Origin of the sequence: Streptomyces sp. NPDC058221, from assembly GCF_042882365.1 — a bacterium.
Classification (GTDB): Bacteria; Actinomycetota; Actinomycetes; order Streptomycetales; family Streptomycetaceae; genus Streptomyces.
In genome coordinates, this window is the sequence record NZ_JBHVWF010000012.1 from 77,335 (window position 1) to 97,028 (window position 19,694).

Consider the following 19,694-nt stretch of genomic DNA (forward strand, 5'->3'; position numbering starts at 1 on the left):
CCGTGACTGCCGCCTCGACCGAACCCCCCGAGACACCTCCCCCGCCACCCCCGGCCCCCCTTACCTACAACGGCAAGCACGGCAGGAACCCCCTGGCAGATGCCGGCTTTGGCGCTATGTGCCGCCGTCTCCCGTCGGTCCTGGGACACACCGCGCGAATGGCATGGGCCGTCGGCAGAGCAGCCGCTCTGCTGCTCCTCGCCTGCCAGCTCGTTACCGGCATCGCGGCCGGCGTCGTCCTCGCGTTCACCGCACAGGCCATGACCCACATCCTCGGCAACGACGAGGTGTCCGAACGGCTGCACGACGCCCTGCCCGCCCTGATCGTCGTCACGGCCGCGGCCGGCGTCGCACGGATCAGTGGCGCCCTGTCCTCCTACGCCAACGGCCGGATCACGCCGCGGCTGATGACCCAGGCGGACGTGGCTCTGGTGGCCGCCGTGTGCCGGGTCGAGTCCTGCGCCTACGGCCAGGACGGCTTCAAGGACAGGCAGGAGGCCGCAGAGGTCGGCGTGACGCGTACCTCCATGATGGTCCAGGACGCCCAGCGATTCATGTCCGCCCTGATCCGCATGATCGCTGCCAGTTCCGTCATCACCGCTCTCCACCCCCTGATGCTGCCCCTGCTCCTCCTGGCCGTCATTCCCGCCGGCGCAGGGGCGGTACTGTCCGCGCGGGTCGACTACGAGACCCACTACCTCAACGTCGGCGACCGCAACGTCCGGGCGCTCATGCGGTCGTGGGCCACCTTCTCCCGCCACGGGGACGAGGTCCGGGCCAACGGCATGACCGGCTACCTCATCTACTGGTACCGCGCCCTCTCGGACCGCATCGACCAACGCACCCTGACCGCAGCCCCACGCCAGCTGCGCATCACTCTCGCCACCAGCGCCCTGGGGGGCGTCTTCCTGTGCGGCACCTGGGCCACGCTCGCCTGGCTCGCCGCCACCGGTCGCGTGGAGCTGCCCATCGCCGCTACGGCCGTCGTCGCTGTCCAGACCACACTCGCTGCCCTCAGCAACGTCGTGATCTACGGAGCGGCGCTGTTCCACACCTCGCTCTACCTGGCCGACATGCGCGCCTTTCTCGACATGGCCGACGAGTTGGCCCCCAAGCGGGGCGAACTGACGATCCCGGAAGCCGTCGAGGAGATCAGGCTCGACGAAGCCGTCTATCAGTACCCCGGGAAGGACGGACCCGCCGTCGCGGGGGTGTCGCTCTCCCTGCGTCGAGGGGAGATCCTGGCGGTCGTCGGCGAGAACGGCTCCGGAAAGTCGACGCTGACCAAACTGATCACGGGCATCCTTCTCCCCGACAAGGGCCGCGTTCTCTGGGACGGCATCGACCTGGCCCGAGCCGATCCCGACGCCGTGTGGAGCCGGACCGCGCTCGTTCCGCAGAACTTTGCCTGCTGGCCCCTGCGCACCCGCGAGAACATCACCCTCGGCCAGCCTCGTACCTACGACGACGAGGCCGTGTGGGAGGTCGTCGACGCCGTCGGCATGCGTGACGCCGTGGAGAAGTTGCCCCAGCAGCTGGACACGCTTCTCACCAGGGAGATGTTCGGCGGAGCCGAACTGTCCGGCGGTCAGTGGCAACGCCTGGTGTGCGGGCGAGCCCTGTATCGCCGGACGCCCCTCCTGATCCTGGACGAGCCGACGTCTCAGATGGACGCCCGCGGGGAGCACGCCCTCTTCCTGGAAATCAAGCGGATCGCTGCCGACCGCATGACGATCGTCGTCACCCATCAACTCGAGAACACCCGCCTCGCCGACCGCGTGCTCGTCATGGAGGACGGCCTCGTCATCGAGCACGGGACGTACGACGACCTCGTCGACGGCGGTGGCTTGTTCGCCGAACTCGTCGCCCTGGCCAAGGACCGCTGACCGCTGACCGCTGACACCGTACGAACCCTCCGCTACGGGTACCGTGTACGGCCGCCGAGCCGCGGTGCGTGGAGACCGCGCTCGACGGAGGCCCGCATCCCCAGCTCGAAGACCAGGCTGGACAGACGGTAACGGCCCTGTACCCGGACGAGCAGGCGCGCGGCCGTCAGATCTCCGAGGGTGCGGTGCAGAGTGCTCCTGGGCAAGCCGGTGCGACGCTGCAACTCGGCGAAGCCGAGGGTGGTGTCCTCGACGCTGAACGCCCGCAGCACGGCAAGTGCCTTGTTCAGCACGCCGCTCGGTGCGGCCTCGCCCACGCCTGTCTCCACCGCTCGCAGCCGCGCGTGTCCCCCTGCAGGTCATGGCCTGCCCAGCGCGGGCCACGGTAACAGCCGGTCATCGACCGGCCGGCGACGGAGCAGGCCGGCGCCGCCGGCTGCGTGCCGGTTCCCGACGGCCCTCGGTGCGGAGTATGCGGCTTCCGATTCGGGCCGCAGCGGCGCGGTCCCGTCGACGTCCACGAGCGGGGCACCGAGGCACGGCGGCGGCCCGGTGGCGCCCTGTGCCGGGCGTCAGACCGCGGGCCGGATCGCCACTTCCAGGTGGTCGAGACCCCGCAACCCGTTGTTGATGAGGGGGCGGCGTTCCAGTATGTCGAAGCCGGCTACCCGGTCGGCGAGCCTTTCCAGCAGCGCGCTCATCTCCAGCCTGGCGAGGTGCATCCCGACACACACGTGCTCTCCCCGTCCGAAGGCGAGGTGGTCCGAAGGGCGGCGGGTGATGTCGAAGCGCGCGGGATCCGGGTAGTGACGCTCGTCGCGGTTGGCGCAGGCGTAGAGCAGCGCGACCCGTGAACCGGCGGCCAGCGGAACTCCGCCGATCCGGTGGTCCTCGGTGAGTACCCGGCTGAACTGGGGCGCCGGGGTCTCCAGACGCAGCGACTCGTTGATCGCGTGCGGGATCAACGAGCGGTCCGCGCGCAGCAGATCCCACTGGTCCGGGTTCCGGGCGAACAACGCGACCGCGTTGGTGATCGCGAGGATGGTCGTGTCCAGGCTGGGGGTGACGTAGTCGAGCATCATCACCGGGCACTTCTCGTGCGGGATCTCGCCACGGTCGGCGGCCCGGTAGAGCTGTGCCGCCCAGCCGTCGGGGTCGATCTTCCCTGGCACGGCGTCATTCATGGCGAAGGCCATGAACTCCTCGACGGCCGGCCCCGCCGCGGCCGCCCGGGCGTCGGCGGGCCCCTGGGTGTTCCAGATGGCCGCCGCCCACTCCAGCATCTTCTCCCGCCCGTGATCGGGCAGCCCGACCAGGTCCGACACCACGGTCATGGGCAGGTACTCCGCCAGTTCGGTCACCACCTCGAACCGGCCCCTGCCGACCAGCCGCTCGACGACCCGGTCGGCCTCGGCCTCGATCCGCGGAGTCACCTCGCGCATCCGGTCCGGCCGCAGCGGCCGCCCCAGCACCGAGCGCATCGCCGTGTGCTCCGGCGGATCACTGCACAGCGTGATTCCCTCCAGTTGGGCGTTCATGTCCGGATCCACGAACACCCCCCGCGCCGACGAGAACGTCTGCCAGTCCATCAGCGCGGCGCGCACCTCGTCGTACCGGGGCAAGGCGTAGAGATCGTGGCGGGGCAGGTACACCACCGGCCCGAGAGCCCGAAGTTCGGCATAGATGTCGTACGGGTCGATGCGCGCCGATTCGGTGTAGAGGTCGACGTCACTGGTGGGTATGGGGGACAACGGGGCTCCAGGAGACGGGTGAAGCGGATTCCGCGGCGGCCGACGCACCGGCTGCCGCGCGGGAGCAGGGGCCGGCACACGGCCCCTTCGGACTGGTTGCGCCAAGCCCTCGGTCAACTGCCCTTGGTGACGGGCGTGCTCGTCCAGTACGGCGATCGGCCCGCGAAGCCCAGCAACCGGTCCAGCGCCGGGGCGTCCGGGCTCACCGGCACCTCGGGGGCGAACGGCATGCCCGCGCCGCCCCGGTACTCCGGTCCGATCCGGTCGGCCAGCAGCGCGTGCGCCTGCTCCGACGCCGCGGGATCGGGCTGCCAGGCCTGACCGGTGGCGCGGGCGAGGTCCCAGCCGTGCACCACGGCCTCGGCCAGCAGCATGCGCAGCACCTCGTCACCGGGGAACGTGCCGCCCAGCGCGGGCACCCGCACGGAAACCGCTTCGACGCCGTCCGCCAGGGCGGCACGCACGGCCGCCGACAGTTCCCCGATCGCCGCGACCAGGACTTCGGCGTCGTCGGGACCGGTGTAGGCCCGCGGATCCGGCCGCCGGTCGCCGTCGGGGTCGGCCAGGACGACGGTGAAGTACCCGATTCCGCCGAGCAGATGCCGGCGGAGCGAGACCACGTCGAGACCGGCGCACGGCGTCGGCGCCGTGTCCTGCCCGGGAGTCGTCGCACCGATCACGCGTGCCAGCTGGTCCAGGACGGGGAGCACCGGATGAGATGACATCAGTTCCATTTCGCTCGTCGGTATGAACACCGGCTAGGGGAAGCGGAGGTGTTCCGCATGCCGTAGCCGGTGCGGCCGGTTGCCCAGTATCGGACCGCCGCGTCTCCGGCCCGGCACCGGCACCCGCCGGCAGCCGGCGCGGGGCACGGGGCGCACTCACGCCACCCGGGGAAAACCCTCCCGCGCCGGGGAGTCCTTCGCGTCGGTAAGAACTGCGTACGGCTGCGTACGTCGAGGCCCTGCCGCATCGGTCGGCAGGTCTACGTGATTTACGCTGACGCGAAGGGGCCGTCCAGCGCGGGACGGTGTCCCCATGAAACGACGCACAGCGCTGAAGGCCCTCGGGTTCGGCATCGGGGGCGCAGCCGTCCTCACCGGCGGTGGCTACGGCATCTACTACGCCGCAGCGAAGCAGGACACGGTCGGCAAGATCGCCTTCGACAAGGCCCTGTCGATCCCGCCGCAGGCAGAGTCGACGATCAGCTCGTCGGGTGTCCGGGTCTTCACGCTCGGCATCCAGTCGGGCCGGACCCGGTTCAAGGCCGGGGCAGCCACCCGCACCTGGGGCGTGAACGGCACGTACCTCGGTCCGACCATCCGCGCGCGGCGCGGCGAGCGGGTCGAGTTCGCGGTGCACAACGGCCTGGATCAGGAGACCTCGCTCCACTGGCACGGGATGCACCTGCCCGCGACCATGGACGGCGGACCGCACCAGGTCGTCCCGGCCGGAGAGACCTGGCAACCGCGGTGGACGATCGACCAGCCCGCCGCGACGCTCTGGTACCACCCGCACGTACACGGCTCGACCGCCGACCACATGTACCGGGGCCTCGGCGGACTGTTCATCGTCGACGACGAGGGCGGCCAGGCGTCGAAGCTGCCGTCCGAGTACGGCGTCGACGACCTCCCGATGATCGTTCAGGACCGTGCGTTCGACGGGGACAACCAGTTCGAGAAGCGGGTGCCGCTCGGCGGCTCGCTGGGCGTGATCGGTGACGAGGTGCTCGTCAACGGCACGATCGGTCCGTACGTCGACGTCACGACCGAACTCGTGCGGCTGCGGCTGCTCAACGGCTCCAATGCCCGCCTGTACAACTTCGGGTTCTCCGACGACCGGACGTTCTCGCTCGTCGCCACCGACGGCGGTCTGCTCCCCAGACCGTGGAACACCGAGCGCCTGTATCTCTCGCCGGGGGAACGCGCCGAGATCGTGGTCGCCTTCAAGCCGGGAGAGCGGGTCGATCTGCGCTCCTGTCCGTCCGAGTACGGCGGCACGCTGGGACGGCTCGACGGCTTCGACGACCGCCTCGACATCTGCCGGTTCCGGGCCGCGGCCACCCTGTCCGACAACGCCGAAATCCCGGCCTCGCTCGGGGCCGCACCGGACCTCGCCGGCGAAAAGGCCGCGCAGGAGCGCTCCTTCGTGCTCGCGTCGGACCAGATCAACAGCCGGTCGATGTCGATGGACCGCATCGACTTCGGTGTCCGCGAGGGCACCGTCGAGGTGTGGGACGTGGTCAACGACAACGGCTACCTGCACAACTTCCATGTCCACGACGTGCAGTTCCAGGTGCTGACGGTCGACGGCGGGAAGCCGGAACCACACCTGCGCGGCTGGAAGGACACCGTCCTGCTGGCCCAGGGAAAGCACTACCGGCTGGCGATGCGCTTCCGCGGCCACACCGACCCGAACACTCCGTACATGTACCACTGTCACCTGTTGCAGCACGAAGACGACGGAATGATGGGCCAGTTCGTCGTCCTGGGCGAGGGCGAGAAGGTCGGCGTCGTGCCACAGGCGCACCACCACTCCTGACATCCCCGCCACACTGACGGTCGCAGGCACACTGACCGTCGCAGGCACACTGACGGTCGCAGGCGCACTGACGGTCGCAGGCGCACGCGTCGTGCGGCGGTTCCGACGGCGCCCGGGGACGAGCCTGACGATCCTGGACCGTGGCTCGATGAACTACGCGCTGTAGCCTACGCGCTGTGCAAACGTCGGCTCCTCCTCACGGTCCGCTGCTCGGCAGGCAGTACGAGACACAGCGCCTCGGCGAGCTGATCGGCGCCGCACGGACGGGCAGGGGCGGCGCTCTGGTCCTGCGTGGTGAAGCGGGGATCGGCAAGAGCACGCTGCTGGAGTACGCGGAAGGGGCGGCGTCCGGATTCCGCGTACTGCGCGCAGGCGGGTCCGAGCTTGAGGCGGAGCTGCCGTTCGCCGCACTGCACCAGCTCTGTCTTCCGGTGCTGGGGCACCTGACCGAGCTGCCCGCCGAACACCGCCGGGCGCTCCGGATCGCCTTCGACCTGGAGTCGGGGACACCGGACGCGTTCCGCGTCGGCCTGGCGACCCTCGGGCTGTTGACGGCAGCGGGTCAGGCGCGCCCGGTGCTCTGTGTGGTCGACGACGCGCACTGGCTCGACGCGGCCTCGTCGAAGGCGCTGGTGTTCCTCGCCCGGCGCGTCTCCGCCGAGCCGGTCGCGATGGTGCTCGCTGTCAGGCTGCCGTGCGAGACAGCCGGGCTCGATGCCCTGCCGAGCCTGGGCGTCGACGGGCTGAGCGACTCCGACGCACGGGCGCTGCTCGCCGCACGGAGCCACGAGACGCTCGACGAACAGGTGCGTGACCGACTCGTGGACGAGGCGCGGGGCAACCCGCTGGCTCTGGTCACCCTGCCGAGAGCCGGCGGGTTCGCCCCGCCGCGGCTCGCGTCGGTGCCGACCCGGGTCGGACACGAGTTCCGGACCACGCTCTCCGGTCTGCCCGCACAGGCGCGACTCCTGCTCACGATCGCCGGCGCCGACCCGACCGGCGATCCCGGGCTGCTCTGGCCCGCCGCGCGCAGTCTGGACATCGACCTGCCGAGTGCCGGTGCGGCCGCCACCGCCACCGGACTGGTCGAGTTCGGAACCCGTGTGCGCTTCTTCCACCCTCTGGCGCGGACCGCGGCGTACGACGCCGCCGCGATGAGCGAGCGGCGGCTGGCCCATCGAGTACTCGCCGACGCCACCGACCCGGTCGCCGACCCCGACCGGCGCGCGTGGCATCGCGCCCAGGCCGCCGCGGTCCCCGACGAGGAAGTCGCCGCCGAGCTGGAGCGCTCGGCGTCCCGGGCCCGGGCGCGTGGTGGTGCGGTGGCCACCGCCGCCTTCCTCGAACGTGCGGCGGAGCTGTCGCCCGACGCCGCACAACGGACCGGGCGGACTCTCGCGGCCACGCGCGCTCACCTCGACGCGGGCACCACCGACAGGGCGGCCACGCTGCTCAGGACAGCCGAGAGCTCGGATCTCGACACATTCCAGCAGGCGGAGACCGAACTGCTGCGGGGCCGGATCGCCCTGGTCCGGGCCGATGACAGCGAGGGCCCGGCGTGGATGCTGCGCGCCGCGCGGCGGCTCGCGCCGCTGGACCCCGAACGCTCCCGGGAGAGCTACCTGGAAGCGCTCGAAACGAGTCTGCTCGTCGGACGCGCGAACGGTGTGACGGAGCGGGTCCTCGCCGAGGCGAAGGCCGCGCCGCCACACCCACCGGACATCCTGGACGCGCTGGACACCCTCGCCTCGGACGGGCACCGGGCGGCCGTGTCCCTGATCAGGGAGGCCCTCGACGGGGCGGAGGGTCCGTTGTGGATCCGGCACCCCGCGCTCGCGATCATCCTCGCGGCCGAGCTGTGGGACCCGGACACCCATATGCGCATCATCGAGTGGCTGCTGAAGTACGGCCGTGAGTCGGGATCACCGCTCACCCTGCGGCTCGGTCTCGCGCAGGCCGCCTCCGCCGCCGCGCTCACCGGCAATCTCGACGAAGCGATGGCCGCCATCGCCGAGGAGGAGGCCATCGCCGACGCGACCGGCGCGCCTCCGGTCATCTACCACCGTCTGCAGCTGGCGGCGATGCGCGGACGCCGTGAGGAGGCGTCCGCACTGTTCGAAGCCCTCATGGCGACGGCCACCGCCACGGGACAGGTGGCCTCCAACATCCACTGGGCGAGCGCCGTGCTCAACAACGGCTTGGCCCAGTACCGGGAAGCACTGGCCGCCGCACGACGTGCCACCGCCGACGGGGAACTCTTCACCGCGGGGTTCACCCTGCCGGAGCTGGTGGAGGCCGCCGTACGGTGCGGCGAGCACGCCGCCGCCGAAGCCGCGCTGGCCTCGCTGACCGAACGCACCGAGGCCTGTGGAACCCCCTCGGGCCTGGGGATCGCCGCCTACGCGCGAGCGCTGGTGACGGGATCGGAGGACCACTACCGGGAAGCGACAGACCGCCTCACCGACTCGCCGATGCTGCCCTACCGGGCCAGGGCCCATCTCCTGTATGGGGAATGGCTGCGGCGGCAGGGCCGCAGGCAGGACTGCCGGCCTCATCTGCGCACCGCGCACGAGCTGTTCTCCGGAGCCGGGCTCGAGGCGTTCGGCCGGCGCGCAGCCAACGAGCTGCGCGCCACGGGCGAGACGGCGCGCAGCCGCACCGAGCACGCCCGCGACCAGCTCACCATGCAGGAGCTGCACATAGCGCGGCTGGTCGCCACCGGCGCGACGACGAAAGAGGTGGCCGCCCGGCTGTTCCTCAGCCCGCGAACCATAGACACCCACCTGCGCAACATCTACCGCAAGCTGGGCATCAACTCCCGCAGGCAGCTCAGGGACCGGCCCGACCTGCGGCCTGCCGCGCAGGCCGCAACAGGTGCGTTGCCCGGCTCAAACGCCGTGTACTGACCGTCCTCCGGGGGCCGGCGGCAGGGCCGCTTCGGTCGGATGCAGCCAACGTGCCTGATGAAAGCGGGTGTTCGGGGCTCGAATCGGCCCGATATGCTTCGCGGAAGCTGACCCGTCCGAGGGAGTGGTGCATGTACGCCCAGGGAAGCCGAGCACAACGAAGCGCACAGGACGCCGGGCGGCCGGTGTCCACGCGCGGACCGCGGCCGGGAACCCGTCCGCCGGGCTCCGCAGCCCTGCTCCCCCTCCCGCACGCCGCGGGCAACGCCGCGGTCGTCCGGGCCCTCGCGCCCGTGATCCAGCGGACCGCGGTGACCGACCCGCGGACCAAGCAGTCCGTGGAGACCGACGGCCTCTCCCCCGAGCAGCGCGTCGTGCTCGCGACCCAGCTGCTGCGGGCCAAGAAGGCCAGGGAGCTGGACCGTCTGCGCGCCGCGCACCCCGAGGAGCGGGACAGCCTGTCCGAGCAGGCGCTGCGCGCCATCATGCCCCGCTACCGGGACCTCCACCCGGAATCCGAAGGCGACTCGGAGAGCGAGGACCCCAACGTCTTCTACCGCACGCTCCGCTCCGAGGAGCTGCCGCTGCGCAACGGCCTGCGGCCGCCGATGGACAGCGATGTCACCAAGTCCGCCGCCGATCACATCCGCGCCGGCAGCAGGGCGAAGGTGAAGTCGTCCTGGGTCTCCTTCACCCGCAGCCTGAAGACAGCCGCTGCCTGGGCCGCGGAGAACGAGTCACGCATCGCCAAGGTGAAGCTGCCCCAGGAAGCCAGGGTCACGGAAGGCAGGGTCTATGACACCACCGACCCCGAGCAGCTCGCGGCCGTCTTCGGGAACACCGGCGGCAGCGCGGAGAACTTCGCCAAGGCGTCCCAGGAGGTCGTGGTGAAGGGCGGGCTCGACGCGGAGACCGTGCTCCGGGTCTTCAAGGCCAAGTACCTCTCCCCCGAGCAGTACGAGCAGTACAAGACGGGCTCCGCCACGGACTCCGAGCTGTACGCCGTGGTGCGCACCCGCGCGAAGGTGACCGAGAACAAGCAGAAGCTGGCACCGAAGCCCATCGGCGTCTACAGCCACCAGGAGACCGAACTCGCCGCCCCCAAGCGGAAGAACAGGGACGGCACCCCGGAGAAGGACGAGCGCGCCAACCGCGCGCGGGTCGCCTCCTGAGGGCCGCCCGGCAGTGACGCCCCCGTTCCGCCCCTCCCTGAGCCACAACTGTGCGCCGCAGCCGGCGAACTACTCGCAGGCCTGCGCCTGCGCCACGGTGCTTCCGCGTACGAGCAGCCGGTGCGCGATCGTCAAAGTGGCCGCGGGCACCTGGTTGAGCGGGCTGTAGATGCGGTCTGCCAGGCACTGCAGGGCACGCTGGGCGATCTGCCGTTTGTCGGGTGAGACGGTGGTCAGAGGCGGGTGACTGAACCGGCCGTCCTCGACGTCGTCGAATCCGACGACGGCCAGCTGCTCCGGCATGCGAACGCCTCTCAGATGCGCCACATGCATGGCGCCCAGCGCCAGTTCGTCACTGAACGCGAACACGGCGTCGGGGACGGTCTCGCCGCCGAGAAGTTCGGTCATGGCCCGGGCACCGTCCGCCCGGTGCAGTGAGGCCACGGCTCGCTCCCATTCCGGCCTGGGCGCGATGCCTGCCCGTTGCAGCGCTCTGCGGTAACCCTCGGTGCGCTGTTGTGCGGTGCCGTTGCGCAGATGCGGCTGAAGCCCGATCGCGGCGACGCGGCGCCGTCCCAGCCCCAGCAGATGAGTGGTCGCCTCGTCCGCGGCAGCCACGCTGTCCACCGCCACATGATCCGCCTTGCCCCGGGAGCTGCACTCACCGAGCAGCACGATGGGCAGGGTGTGCGCGGTGGCGGTCAGCTCTTCGGCTGCCAGCGCCCAGGGGCTGATGATCAGTCCGTCCATCACCCGGCCGCTGTCACCGGTCAGCAGCCGTCGTTCGAACTCGGCGTTCCCCTGCGTCTGCTCGATGATCACGGTCCACGAGCGGCGACGTGCCTCGTCGACCAGGAGCCCGGCGAGCTCTCCGAAGTAGGGCGAGTGAAGCTCCGGCACGGCCAGCCCGATGATTCCGGTGCGGCCTGCCCGCAGGCTGCGGGCCGCGAGGTTGGGCCGGTACCCCAGCTCGTCGATCGCCTCCTGTACCCGCCGGCGCGTATGCGGCGAGACCCGGGCGGATCCGTTCACCACGTTCGACACAGTGCGCGCCGAGACCCCGGCACGGGCCGCCACTTCCTTCAGACTGCTGCTCATTCGCCCATCGTGGCATGCCGTGCGGGGCGCGAATACATCTCGCCGCAGCGTATTGCAACGTTGAAATCAACGATGCAACATAGGGGCGACCCCATCCCAAGGAGGACGCATGAGCCCGCACCCGTACCCCGGAGTCACACCGGCCGACCTCGACGTCGATGTGTCGTCCGACGTCGACGCTCTGTACTCGGACGGCATCACAGCCCGCAAGGGCGCCTTCTCCACGGAATGGGCCGACCGGCTCCGCGAGGACATCAAGGTGGCCTTCCGGGAGGCTTCCGCGCGGCCCGGGGGCGCGGTCGGACGCGGCCCGCACCGCTACTACGTGGAAATACACCCCGAGCAGTTGCGCGGCTTCGTGGACCTTGCCGACGACCCGTGGGTGCGGTCGGTCTGTACCGCCGCGCTCGGCCCCGACTACCGCATCGTCGAGCTGGGCTTCGACGTACCGCTCGAAGGCGCCGTCAACCAGCCCTGGCACCGCGACTTCCCCATGCCGGAGGAGACCCGCACCGAGCGCCGGCTGACCTCCCTGGCCTTCAATGTGACCGCTGTGGACACGGAGAGCGACATGGGCCCCTTCGAGATCGCACCGGGCACCCAGTGGGACGAGAGTCCGGAGTTCGGGCACGGCATGTTCCCGCCCCGCTCGCACTACTCGCGCTACGAGGAGCGGGCGGTGCGCAAGTTCCCCCGGCGCGGCGACATTTCCGCCCGCACCGCGCTCACCATCCACCGCGGCACCAAGAACATGTCGTCGAAGTCCCGCCCCGTGCTCGTCCTGGGCGTGGACGGTCCCGAAGCCGCCAACGGCGACCGGCACGACACCGCCGTGACCCGGGCCTACTGGGAGGCGCTTCCGGAGCGCGTCCGGCTCCACCTGGACTGTGCGGTCGTCGACGTGCTGGAGCCGGTGACGCAGAAGCACACCATCGAGGGCCTGGTCATGGGCGATGCCTGAACCGGCCCCCGGCACGGCAGGCGGATCGGCCGAGGAGCAGCCGGCCGCGTGACAAAACGCTCCTACCGGGACGCGGTCGAGTCGCGGACCACGAATTCCATCGGCTCTGTGTGCCGGGTCGCGGCCGCCTCGGTGCCGTTGGCCAGGGCGTCGAGCAGCGCCTGGGTGGCATGCCGGGCGACGTCGTACATGGGCTTTGAGGCAGCCCGCGGCCATCAGCTCGTCGAGGACGAAGAGCGCGCATGAGTTCCACAATCCTCCGGCGGATCGGCGCGGTGACACTGCTGCTCGGCGGGCTCACGGTGGGCCCCCTCGGCACCGGCTCGGCGGCGGAGGCCGGCAGCGTGCCTTCCGCCGGCACGGTGGAGCAGTGGCGCACGCTGGAGCTCCAACTCACCGCGCACAGCACCTACCCGAAGCCGTTGGAGGACGTCCAGGTGAACGCGGTGTTCCGTGGCCCGGCGGGGCAGACGCTCACACGGCCCGCGTTCCGGGACGGCGGGTCCACCTGGAAGGTGCGCTTCGCGCCGCCCACCACCGGCCGCTGGACCATGACCACCTCCGCGACCAATCCGGACGACACGGGACTCCACGGCGTCAGAAGGGCCGTCCGTGCCGTCCCGTACTCCGGGAATCAGCCGATCTACCGGCACGGATTCCTGAAGCCCAGCGCCGATGGCCACTACCTCCGCCACGCCGACGGCACCCCCTTCTTCTACCTCGGCGACACCCACTGGATCCTGCCCCACGAGCGCTTCGACACCTCCAACGCGCCCGGCGTGACTTCCCAGTTCCGGTCCGTCGTGGACAAGCGCGTCCGGCAGGGCTTCACCGTCTACCAGTAGCCGCACGGCGCGTCCGACCAGGGCGCCGAGACACACCACGGCCCCGACGAGGAGCAGGTCGCGGGACCTGACCGACGGATTCCAGGCCGAGGACCTGCCCGGGTTCGCCAACCTCGACCGCAAGTTCGCCTACCTCGCGGACAAGGGACTCGTCCACGCGAACGCGATGATTGCCTGAGCCGGGCAGCCGGATGAGTTCCCGCAGTCCATGACCCCGGAGTTCATGGCCCGGATGGGCCGCTACTGGGACGCCCGTTACGGCTCGTATCCGGCGATCTGGACGGTCGCCCAGGAGATCGACAACGACTTCTACGGCCGATACGCCGATGAGGCCATGAAGCCGTGGACCTCGGCGGCCGAGGCACTCGACCGGGCGGACTCCTACGACCAGCCGATCATGCCGCATCAGGAGGACGTCAGCAGCACCACCGCCGACAACTCCCGCTTCGCGTCCGAGCCGTGGCACACCGGTTTCGCCTCGCAGTGGCAGCAGACCGACGGCTGGGACCGGAAGCTCGCCGAGGAGTACTGGAACTCCGGAAAGCCGACGCTCGCCTACGAGACGCCCTACGAGGACTTCTGGACCGACGGACGGCACGCGCTGAGCGCCCTGTACAAGAGCTACCTGCTCGGCATGCGCGGCTACGGGTACGGCGCCTCGGGACTGTGGAACGACGTGTACTCCGCACCGGGTGAACCCCTGGACGCCGGCACCGAGTACGAGCTCCCCGCGCGCTACCAGTGGTGGCACACCGGCGCCGACCGTCCCACGGCGGGTCAGCTCGGCCACGGCACGGAGTTCTTCACCTCCCTGCAGTGGTGGAAGCTGAATCCGCGTTTCCACGACAGCGACTGGGCGGACTTCGGCGACAACGAGGACGCCTACCTGGCAAGCGACGGCAACGCGACCTACGTGGCCCTGTTCGCCGACGGCACGGACCGGACCGGGACCCTCAAGGGACTGGACACGTCACGCTCCTACCGCGCGTCCTGGTTCGACCCGCGCACCGGCGACCGCCGACTGATCGACGGCCGCTTCGAGATCGCTTCGGGGACGTGGGCAGCTCCGCCCAAGCCCTCTTCGGAAGACTGGGTCCTCCTGGTCCAGAAGCATTCCCGGTAAGCCGGTCCGGCCCGGGATCCGTCCACGGGTCCCGGGTCCCGGGCGCCGCCGTCGGGCGTCAGACCTTGACGCCCAGGCCCCCGTACACGTTGATGTCGGCGTCCGTGACGTCGTTGATGTCCTGGTACCGGACCTTCTCGATGTCTTCGAGGCTCGCCAGGTAGGACTCCTCGGGCTGTTCGGGGACCGGGGCCGCGTGGTCCGGGCGCCAGTGGTGCACCGGGACGGTCCCCGGGGCGGCGAGCTCCAGCCCGGCCTCCGTGAAGAACCGCCCGAAGTCCTTGCGGTTACGCAGCACGAACGTGAATCCCCGCTCCGTGTAAGTGCGTTGGACCGCTCGGATGTTCTCCGGGTTGAGATCATCGGTGAGGTGGGTGAGAACGAGCCGACTGCCGGCGGGCAGCGCGTCCACCAGTTCCCGGACGATCGGATACGCCTCCTCGTCCTCGATGAAGTGCAGGATCGCGACAAGGCACAGCGCGACGGGCCGGCTGAAGTCCAGGGTCCGCGCGGCCTGTTCGAGGATCTGCGCCGGGCTCTTCAGGTCGGCGTCGACGTAGTCCGTACGTCCTTCGGGACCACTGGTGAGCAGGGCGCGGGCGTGGGCGAGGACGACCGGGTCGTTGTCGACATAGACCACCCGTGTCTCGGGGGCGGTGCGCTGAGCGATCTGGTGCACGTTCTCCGCGGTCGGCAGGCCGGTGCCGATGTCGAGGAACTGACGGATGCCGTCGTCCTCGACCAGCGTGGTGACCGCGCGCCGCAGGAAGTCGCGGTTGTGCCGTACGTCGAGGTAGCCGCGCGGGTTGGCGGCGAGCCCGGCGGCGGCCGCGTTGCGATCGGCGGGATAGTGGTCCTTGCCGCCGAGGAAGACGTCATAGACGCGGGCCGGGTGCGCCTTGCTGCTGTCGATCCGCCTTCTCAGCTCTGCGGGATCCTGGCTGAGGGTGTCACCGGACATGTGCGCCTCCTGACAGTGCAAACCGCGGTCGTGGTCAACAACCTAACGCCCGGACCGACGTGGCGGTGCCCGCACCCTCCCGGCGCCTTCGCCCGCCCCGCCGGCAGAGGGCGGGCCGGCGGACCGGACTGCGCCGGGGCCCCCGCTGGTAAACTGGGGTGCACGCTTCGAAACCGTTGGGGCCCGTACCGAGGGGTACGGGCCCCGGCGCGTTCCGGCGCCAGACCGAGGAAGGTTCCCCCATGAACGCGAAGCCGCCGGCCCCGGAGGGCGGACACACGACGCCGCAGACGGCTGCCACCGGTCTGCCGCCGGTCGAGTCGTTCGAGGCGCTCGGGCTGCCGCCGGAACTCAACGCGACGCTGACCGGCCTCGGCGTGACAGAGCCCTTCCCGATCCAGGCGGCGACCCTGCCCAACGCGCTGGCCGGCCGTGACGTCCTCGGCCGCGCGCGGACCGGATCCGGCAAGACGCTTGCCTTCGGGCTCGCGCTGCTGGCGCGGACGGCAGGTGCGCGAGCCGAGTCGAAGCGGCCGCTCGCACTGGTTCTGGTGCCGACCCGGGAGCTCGCGCAGCAGGTGAGCGACGCGCTGGCGCCGTACGCCCAGGCGCTGAACGTGCGGCTTGCGACGGTGGTCGGCGGGCTGGCGATCAACCGGCAGGCGGCGGTGCTGCGGACCGGCGCCGAAGTGGTCGTCGCGACGCCCGGGCGGCTCGCCGACCTCGTATCGCGGCGGTCCTGTGATCTGCAGCAGGTCCGGATCACGGTGCTGGACGAGGCGGACCAGATGTGTGACCTGGGGTTCCTGCCGCAGGTCTCGGAGATCCTGGACCAGGTCCGCCCCGACGGACAGCGGCTGCTGTTCTCGGCCACGCTCGACCGCAATGTCGACCAGTTGGTGCAGAACTATCTGCACGAGCCGGCAGTGGCCTCGCTCGACCGGGTGGCGGGTTCGGTCACCACGATGGAACACCATGTGCTGAACGTCCACCCCGCCGACAAGTACGCGACCGCGACCGAGATCGCCGCGCGGGACGGCCGGGTCCTGATGTTCCTGGACACCAAGGCCGGCGTGGACCGGTTCACCCGGCACCTGCGGGCCGGCGGCGTGCGGGCCGGCGCCCTGCACAGCGGGAAGTCGCAGCCCCAGCGCACCCACACGCTCGCACAGTTCAAGGACGGCGAGATCACCGTGCTGGTGGCCACCAACGTCGCGGCGCGAGGCATTCACATCGAGGCGCTCGACCTCGTCGTCAACGTCGACCCGCCGGCCGACGCGAAGGACTACCTGCACCGTGGCGGGCGTACGGCTCGCGCCGGGGAAACCGGGAGCGTGGTCACGCTGGTCACCCCGAACCAGCGGCGGGACGTGAACCGGATCATGACCGAGGCCCGGATCAGGCCGACTGTCACCCAGGTGCGCTCCGGCGAGGAGAAGCTGACCGCCATCACCGGGGCGAAGCGCCCGCCGGTCGAAGGGAAGGGCAGCGGAAACGCCCCCTTCCGCGGCATGGGCACCCGTCCGGGCCGCCCCAAGGAGTCCCGCAGGACGGCCGACGCCCGCAGGACGGCGGAAGCACGCGCGGCGGCCCGGGTGCGCAAGGGCCGCTGACCCGGACGGGCCGCACACGCGACCTGCCGCGTGGCACGTCGGCCCGGTCCGTACGCGATTGTCGAGTAGGTTTGCCGCGTGGCGCATCAACAGCCTGCGGTGACCGCCGGCGCCCCGGACGTCCGCGCCGAGGAGAACCGGCTGCGCAAGGATCTCGGGTTCTGGGGTCTGACCGCGATCGGCTTCTCCAACATTCTCGGCTCGGGCTGGCTGTTCGCCGCCATGTACGCCGCCCAGACCGCCGGCCCCGCCGCGCTGCTCTCCTGGGTCGCCGCCGGTCTGCTCTGCGCGCTGATCGCCCTGGTCATGGTCGAACTCGGCGCGACCAGGCCGGAAGGCGGCGGCACGGTCCGCTGGCCGCTGTACGCGAACGGCCGGCTGGTCGGCACGGTCGTCGGCTGGTCCGTCCTGCTCTCCGTGGGCGGCACCGCGGCCGAGATCAGCGCGATCATGCAGTACGCCGCCCACTACGTGCCCGGGCTCTACCACGGCGGCCGCCTCACCGCCTCGGGGCTGGGCGTCGCCGCGGCGCTGAGCGTGCTGCTCACCGCGCTGAACTGGTTCGCGGTGCGGATGTTCGCGCGCGTGAACAACCTGGTGTCGGTGTTCAAGGTCGTCGTCCCGGTGCTCACAGTGGTCGCGCTGTTCCTCTCCGGCACCCACTCGGGCCGTCTCACGGACCACGGCGGGTTCGCCCCGTACGGCTACGCGGCCTGCCTCACCGCGCTCGCCGGCGGCGGGATCGTGTACTCCGTGAACGGCTTCCAGGCTCCTCTGGACTTCTCCGGAGAAGCCCGCAATCCGCGCCGCAACGTACCTGCCGCCGTCCTTGCCGGAATCGGCCTCGCGGTGCTGGTCTATCTCGGTCTCCAACTCGCCTTCCTCTACACGGTGCCCGACTCACTGCTCGCGCACGGCTGGCAGGGCGTCAACTTCGAGTCGCCGTTCGGTCAGCTCGCCCTCGTCCTCAACCTGCAGTGGCTGGCCACACTGCTCTACGCCGACGCGGTGGTCTCCCCCGGCGGGTCCGCCTACGTGGGTGTCGCGATCGACGCCCGCCACACCTACGCCCTCTCGAAGAACGGCCTGCTGCCCCGCTTCTTCATGCGCATCGATCCCCGCTCCGGCATCGCGCGCCGCGCCCTGGTCCTCAACCTCGCGGTCATCATCGTGTTCATGCTGCCGTTCGGCGGCTGGCAGGACATCGTGAGCGTGATGGGGGACATGTACCTGATCATCTACGCGGCCTCGGCGGTGGCCGTGGCGTCCTTCCGGGCGCACGACCGGGAGCGTGGCCTGCCCCTCGCGGACGGCCACATGCCGGGGGTGCACTGGATCGCACCGGTCGGTTTCGCCGTGGCGACCGAGTTCGTCTACTGGTCCGGCTGGCACGACCTGCGGCTCGCCCTGCCGCTCGTCCTTGCCGGTGTCCCGCTGTTCCTGCTGCAACAACGCAGGACGGCGGGCGGCCCGCCGGCCGTGGAACTGCGTCAGGGCGCCTGGCTCGTGTTCCACCTGGCGGCGCTGACCCTGTTGTCGTGGCTCGGCACCTTCGGTGGCTCCGGACATCTGCCGGCCCCGTACGACTCGGTCGTGGTGGCCGTCGTCGCGTTCGCGGTCTTCGGGTGGGCGGTGCGTTCGGGCGCCGCCCACCTCCGCACGGACCCGGGCGCCCGCGCCCACGACCCCGGATCAGCACCTTAGGAGCAGGTCGTGCGAGCGCCGGCGACCCGGGAGCCCGGTTCCGCGCCCTGGTGCAGCCGGACGCGGCGCCGGCCGACTACGAGCGCGACATGTGGCGGCGTCGTCCGGATTCCCCGGCGGAGGTCAGCCCGTCAGGCCGCTGATCGCGTCGCCGATGTACTTGGCGCCGAGGACGATCAGGACGGTGGTCATGATGGCCGCGTTGCGGGCGGCCATCCATTCCTTCCATTCGCCGAGCACCTTCGCCGACTTCTCGCCGCCGAGAAGGTAGACGCCGAGCGGCAGCGCGGTGCACAGGGACGCGATCAGCACCATGAGAACGGCCGCGACCGTCCTGCCGCCGGGCGAGGCCGTGCTGGAGGCGATGGAGACCGCTCCGCCGACGGCGAGAACCAGGTTCTTGGGGTTGGCGACGGCGAGCGCGGCGGCCAGGCCGGCGGCCTTGCCGGGTGTGAAGGTGTCAATCGCCTTCATCCAGCCCGGAGACTCGGACGCATGCCCCTCCCGCGGCCGGCCCTTCCACTGCTTGATGCCCATGAGAAGGAACAGCACGCCGAGCCCCAGCTTCAGCCACAGCGTCCAGGAGGCCGGGCCGTCGTCACCACCCGAGGCATCCCCGCCGGAACCGGCGAGCACCACCACCGTGACGAGCACGGCCAGCGACACCACCCAGCCCGCCGTGAAGGCAATGCCGTTGCGCCGGCCCCTGGGCGTGGCCAGCATGAGAATCACCGCGATCAGCGGCAGTGGGCTGATGGCGATGCCGACTGCGGAGGCGAGCATCTGTCCGATGGCGTCACCCACGACGGCCTCATCCCCTCGCTACGATGCGCGGCAGCTGGTAGGTCCCGTCGAGGACGGACTGGCCGGGTGTGTAGAGGCGGATCATCGGCCGGAAGTCCCCGGCCGGGGCGGGCAGCCAGTTCGCCGCCCCGGCCGGGTCGTCGGGCCGTTCCCGCTGGATGACGACGGTCAGCGATCCGTCCTCGTCGTACACAAGGCCAGGGGTGCGGTCGCCGAGCGAGTACCGGCCGACCGGGTTGTCGACGAGGTAGTAGTCGGGGGTGCTGTACATGGTCACCGACCAGAACGACTCGACAGGCGGTGGCTGTTCGAAACGCAGGGTGTAGGAC

Annotated in this window: 17 protein-coding genes; 9 read left to right on the forward strand and 8 right to left on the reverse strand. The window is 70.8% G+C overall.

The features are described from left to right. The first annotated feature begins 2 nt into the window (after nucleotides 1-2). A complete protein-coding gene (locus ACFVW8_RS06670) occupies nucleotides 3-1,886 on the forward strand; it encodes an ATP-binding cassette domain-containing protein (RefSeq protein WP_389686772.1) in 1,884 nt (627 codons plus the stop codon). A 32-nt stretch (nucleotides 1,887-1,918) separates the two neighbouring features. Here the strand turns inward: ACFVW8_RS06670 and ACFVW8_RS06675 are convergent, their stop codons facing one another. From ACFVW8_RS06675 to ACFVW8_RS06685, 3 genes are all read right to left on the reverse strand, one after another. Beyond that, complete coding sequence (locus ACFVW8_RS06675; RefSeq protein ID WP_389686739.1) at nucleotides 1,919-2,203, reverse strand: helix-turn-helix domain-containing protein; 285 nt, start codon at nucleotides 2,201-2,203, stop codon at nucleotides 1,919-1,921. Nucleotides 2,204-2,458: 255 nt separating this feature from the next. Further along, complete coding sequence (locus tag ACFVW8_RS06680; protein WP_389686741.1) at nucleotides 2,459-3,637, reverse strand: cytochrome P450; 1,179 nt, start codon at nucleotides 3,635-3,637, stop codon at nucleotides 2,459-2,461. Between the two features lie 113 nt (nucleotides 3,638-3,750). After that, complete coding sequence (locus tag ACFVW8_RS06685; RefSeq protein ID WP_389686743.1) at nucleotides 3,751-4,362, reverse strand: TIGR03086 family metal-binding protein; 612 nt, start codon at nucleotides 4,360-4,362, stop codon at nucleotides 3,751-3,753. 313 nt (nucleotides 4,363-4,675) lie between these two features. Between ACFVW8_RS06685 and ACFVW8_RS06690 the strand changes: the two genes are divergently transcribed. The 3 genes from ACFVW8_RS06690 to ACFVW8_RS06700 all read left to right on the forward strand — a co-directional run bounded on the left by ACFVW8_RS06690 (nucleotide 4,676) and on the right by ACFVW8_RS06700 (nucleotide 10,256). Further along, on the forward strand, nucleotides 4,676-6,178 hold the full coding sequence (locus tag ACFVW8_RS06690; protein WP_389686745.1) for a multicopper oxidase family protein: 1,503 nt from the start codon (nucleotides 4,676-4,678) through the stop codon (nucleotides 6,176-6,178). A gap of 176 nt (nucleotides 6,179-6,354) precedes the next feature. Then, nucleotides 6,355-9,084: an AAA family ATPase gene (locus ACFVW8_RS06695; protein ID WP_389686747.1), complete on the forward strand. Its 2,730-nt coding sequence runs from the start codon at nucleotides 6,355-6,357 to the stop codon at nucleotides 9,082-9,084. A 185-nt stretch (nucleotides 9,085-9,269) separates the two neighbouring features. After that, complete coding sequence (locus tag ACFVW8_RS06700) at nucleotides 9,270-10,256, forward strand: hypothetical protein (protein WP_389686749.1); 987 nt, start codon at nucleotides 9,270-9,272, stop codon at nucleotides 10,254-10,256. A gap of 69 nt (nucleotides 10,257-10,325) precedes the next feature. Here ACFVW8_RS06700 and ACFVW8_RS06705 read toward each other — a convergent pair whose 3' ends face one another. Further along, nucleotides 10,326-11,354 (reverse strand): LacI family DNA-binding transcriptional regulator, encoded by a 1,029-nt coding sequence (locus ACFVW8_RS06705; RefSeq protein WP_389686751.1) that lies wholly within the window; start codon nucleotides 11,352-11,354, stop codon nucleotides 10,326-10,328. Nucleotides 11,355-11,463: 109 nt separating this feature from the next. Between ACFVW8_RS06705 and ACFVW8_RS06710 the strand changes: the two genes are divergently transcribed. Beyond that, nucleotides 11,464-12,315 (forward strand): phytanoyl-CoA dioxygenase family protein, encoded by an 852-nt coding sequence (locus tag ACFVW8_RS06710; RefSeq protein WP_389686753.1) that lies wholly within the window; start codon nucleotides 11,464-11,466, stop codon nucleotides 12,313-12,315. Between the two features lie 62 nt (nucleotides 12,316-12,377). Here ACFVW8_RS06710 and ACFVW8_RS06715 read toward each other — a convergent pair whose 3' ends face one another. Beyond that, nucleotides 12,378-12,506 (reverse strand): hypothetical protein, encoded by a 129-nt coding sequence (locus ACFVW8_RS06715; RefSeq protein ID WP_389686755.1) that lies wholly within the window; start codon nucleotides 12,504-12,506, stop codon nucleotides 12,378-12,380. A 51-nt stretch (nucleotides 12,507-12,557) separates the two neighbouring features. Here ACFVW8_RS06715 and ACFVW8_RS06720 point away from each other — a divergent pair, with 51 nt between their 5' ends. Together ACFVW8_RS06720 and ACFVW8_RS06725 are read left to right on the forward strand one after the other, a co-directional pair. Further along, nucleotides 12,558-13,160 carry a DUF5060 domain-containing protein gene (locus tag ACFVW8_RS06720; protein ID WP_389686757.1) on the forward strand — a complete coding sequence of 201 codons (603 nt, stop codon included), beginning with the start codon at nucleotides 12,558-12,560 and terminating at the stop codon, nucleotides 13,158-13,160. Between the two features lie 208 nt (nucleotides 13,161-13,368). Next, the gene (locus tag ACFVW8_RS06725; RefSeq protein WP_389686759.1) at nucleotides 13,369-14,283 is read left to right on the forward strand and encodes a DUF4038 domain-containing protein; all 915 of its coding nucleotides are present in this window, start codon (nucleotides 13,369-13,371) and stop codon (nucleotides 14,281-14,283) included. A gap of 58 nt (nucleotides 14,284-14,341) precedes the next feature. Here the strand turns inward: ACFVW8_RS06725 and ACFVW8_RS06730 are convergent, their stop codons facing one another. Beyond that, the gene (locus tag ACFVW8_RS06730) at nucleotides 14,342-15,244 is read right to left on the reverse strand and encodes an SAM-dependent methyltransferase (RefSeq protein WP_389686761.1); all 903 of its coding nucleotides are present in this window, start codon (nucleotides 15,242-15,244) and stop codon (nucleotides 14,342-14,344) included. Nucleotides 15,245-15,486: 242 nt separating this feature from the next. On the opposite strand from ACFVW8_RS06730, the gene ACFVW8_RS06735 reads away from it, so the two are divergent. Both ACFVW8_RS06735 and ACFVW8_RS06740 read left to right on the forward strand, forming a co-directional pair. Further along, nucleotides 15,487-16,857 carry a DEAD/DEAH box helicase gene (locus tag ACFVW8_RS06735; RefSeq protein WP_389686763.1) on the forward strand — a complete coding sequence of 457 codons (1,371 nt, stop codon included), beginning with the start codon at nucleotides 15,487-15,489 and terminating at the stop codon, nucleotides 16,855-16,857. Nucleotides 16,858-16,998: 141 nt separating this feature from the next. Beyond that, nucleotides 16,999-18,561: an APC family permease gene (locus ACFVW8_RS06740; RefSeq protein WP_389686774.1), complete on the forward strand. Its 1,563-nt coding sequence runs from the start codon at nucleotides 16,999-17,001 to the stop codon at nucleotides 18,559-18,561. A 123-nt stretch (nucleotides 18,562-18,684) separates the two neighbouring features. Here the strand turns inward: ACFVW8_RS06740 and ACFVW8_RS06745 are convergent, their stop codons facing one another. After that, entirely contained in the window at nucleotides 18,685-19,365 is a 681-nt protein-coding gene (locus tag ACFVW8_RS06745) for a GAP family protein (RefSeq protein ID WP_389686765.1), read from the reverse strand. A 7-nt stretch (nucleotides 19,366-19,372) separates the two neighbouring features. Continuing rightward, the coding region (locus tag ACFVW8_RS06750; RefSeq protein WP_389686766.1) for a DUF1214 domain-containing protein at nucleotides 19,373-19,694 on the reverse strand (322 nt) is incomplete at its 5' end.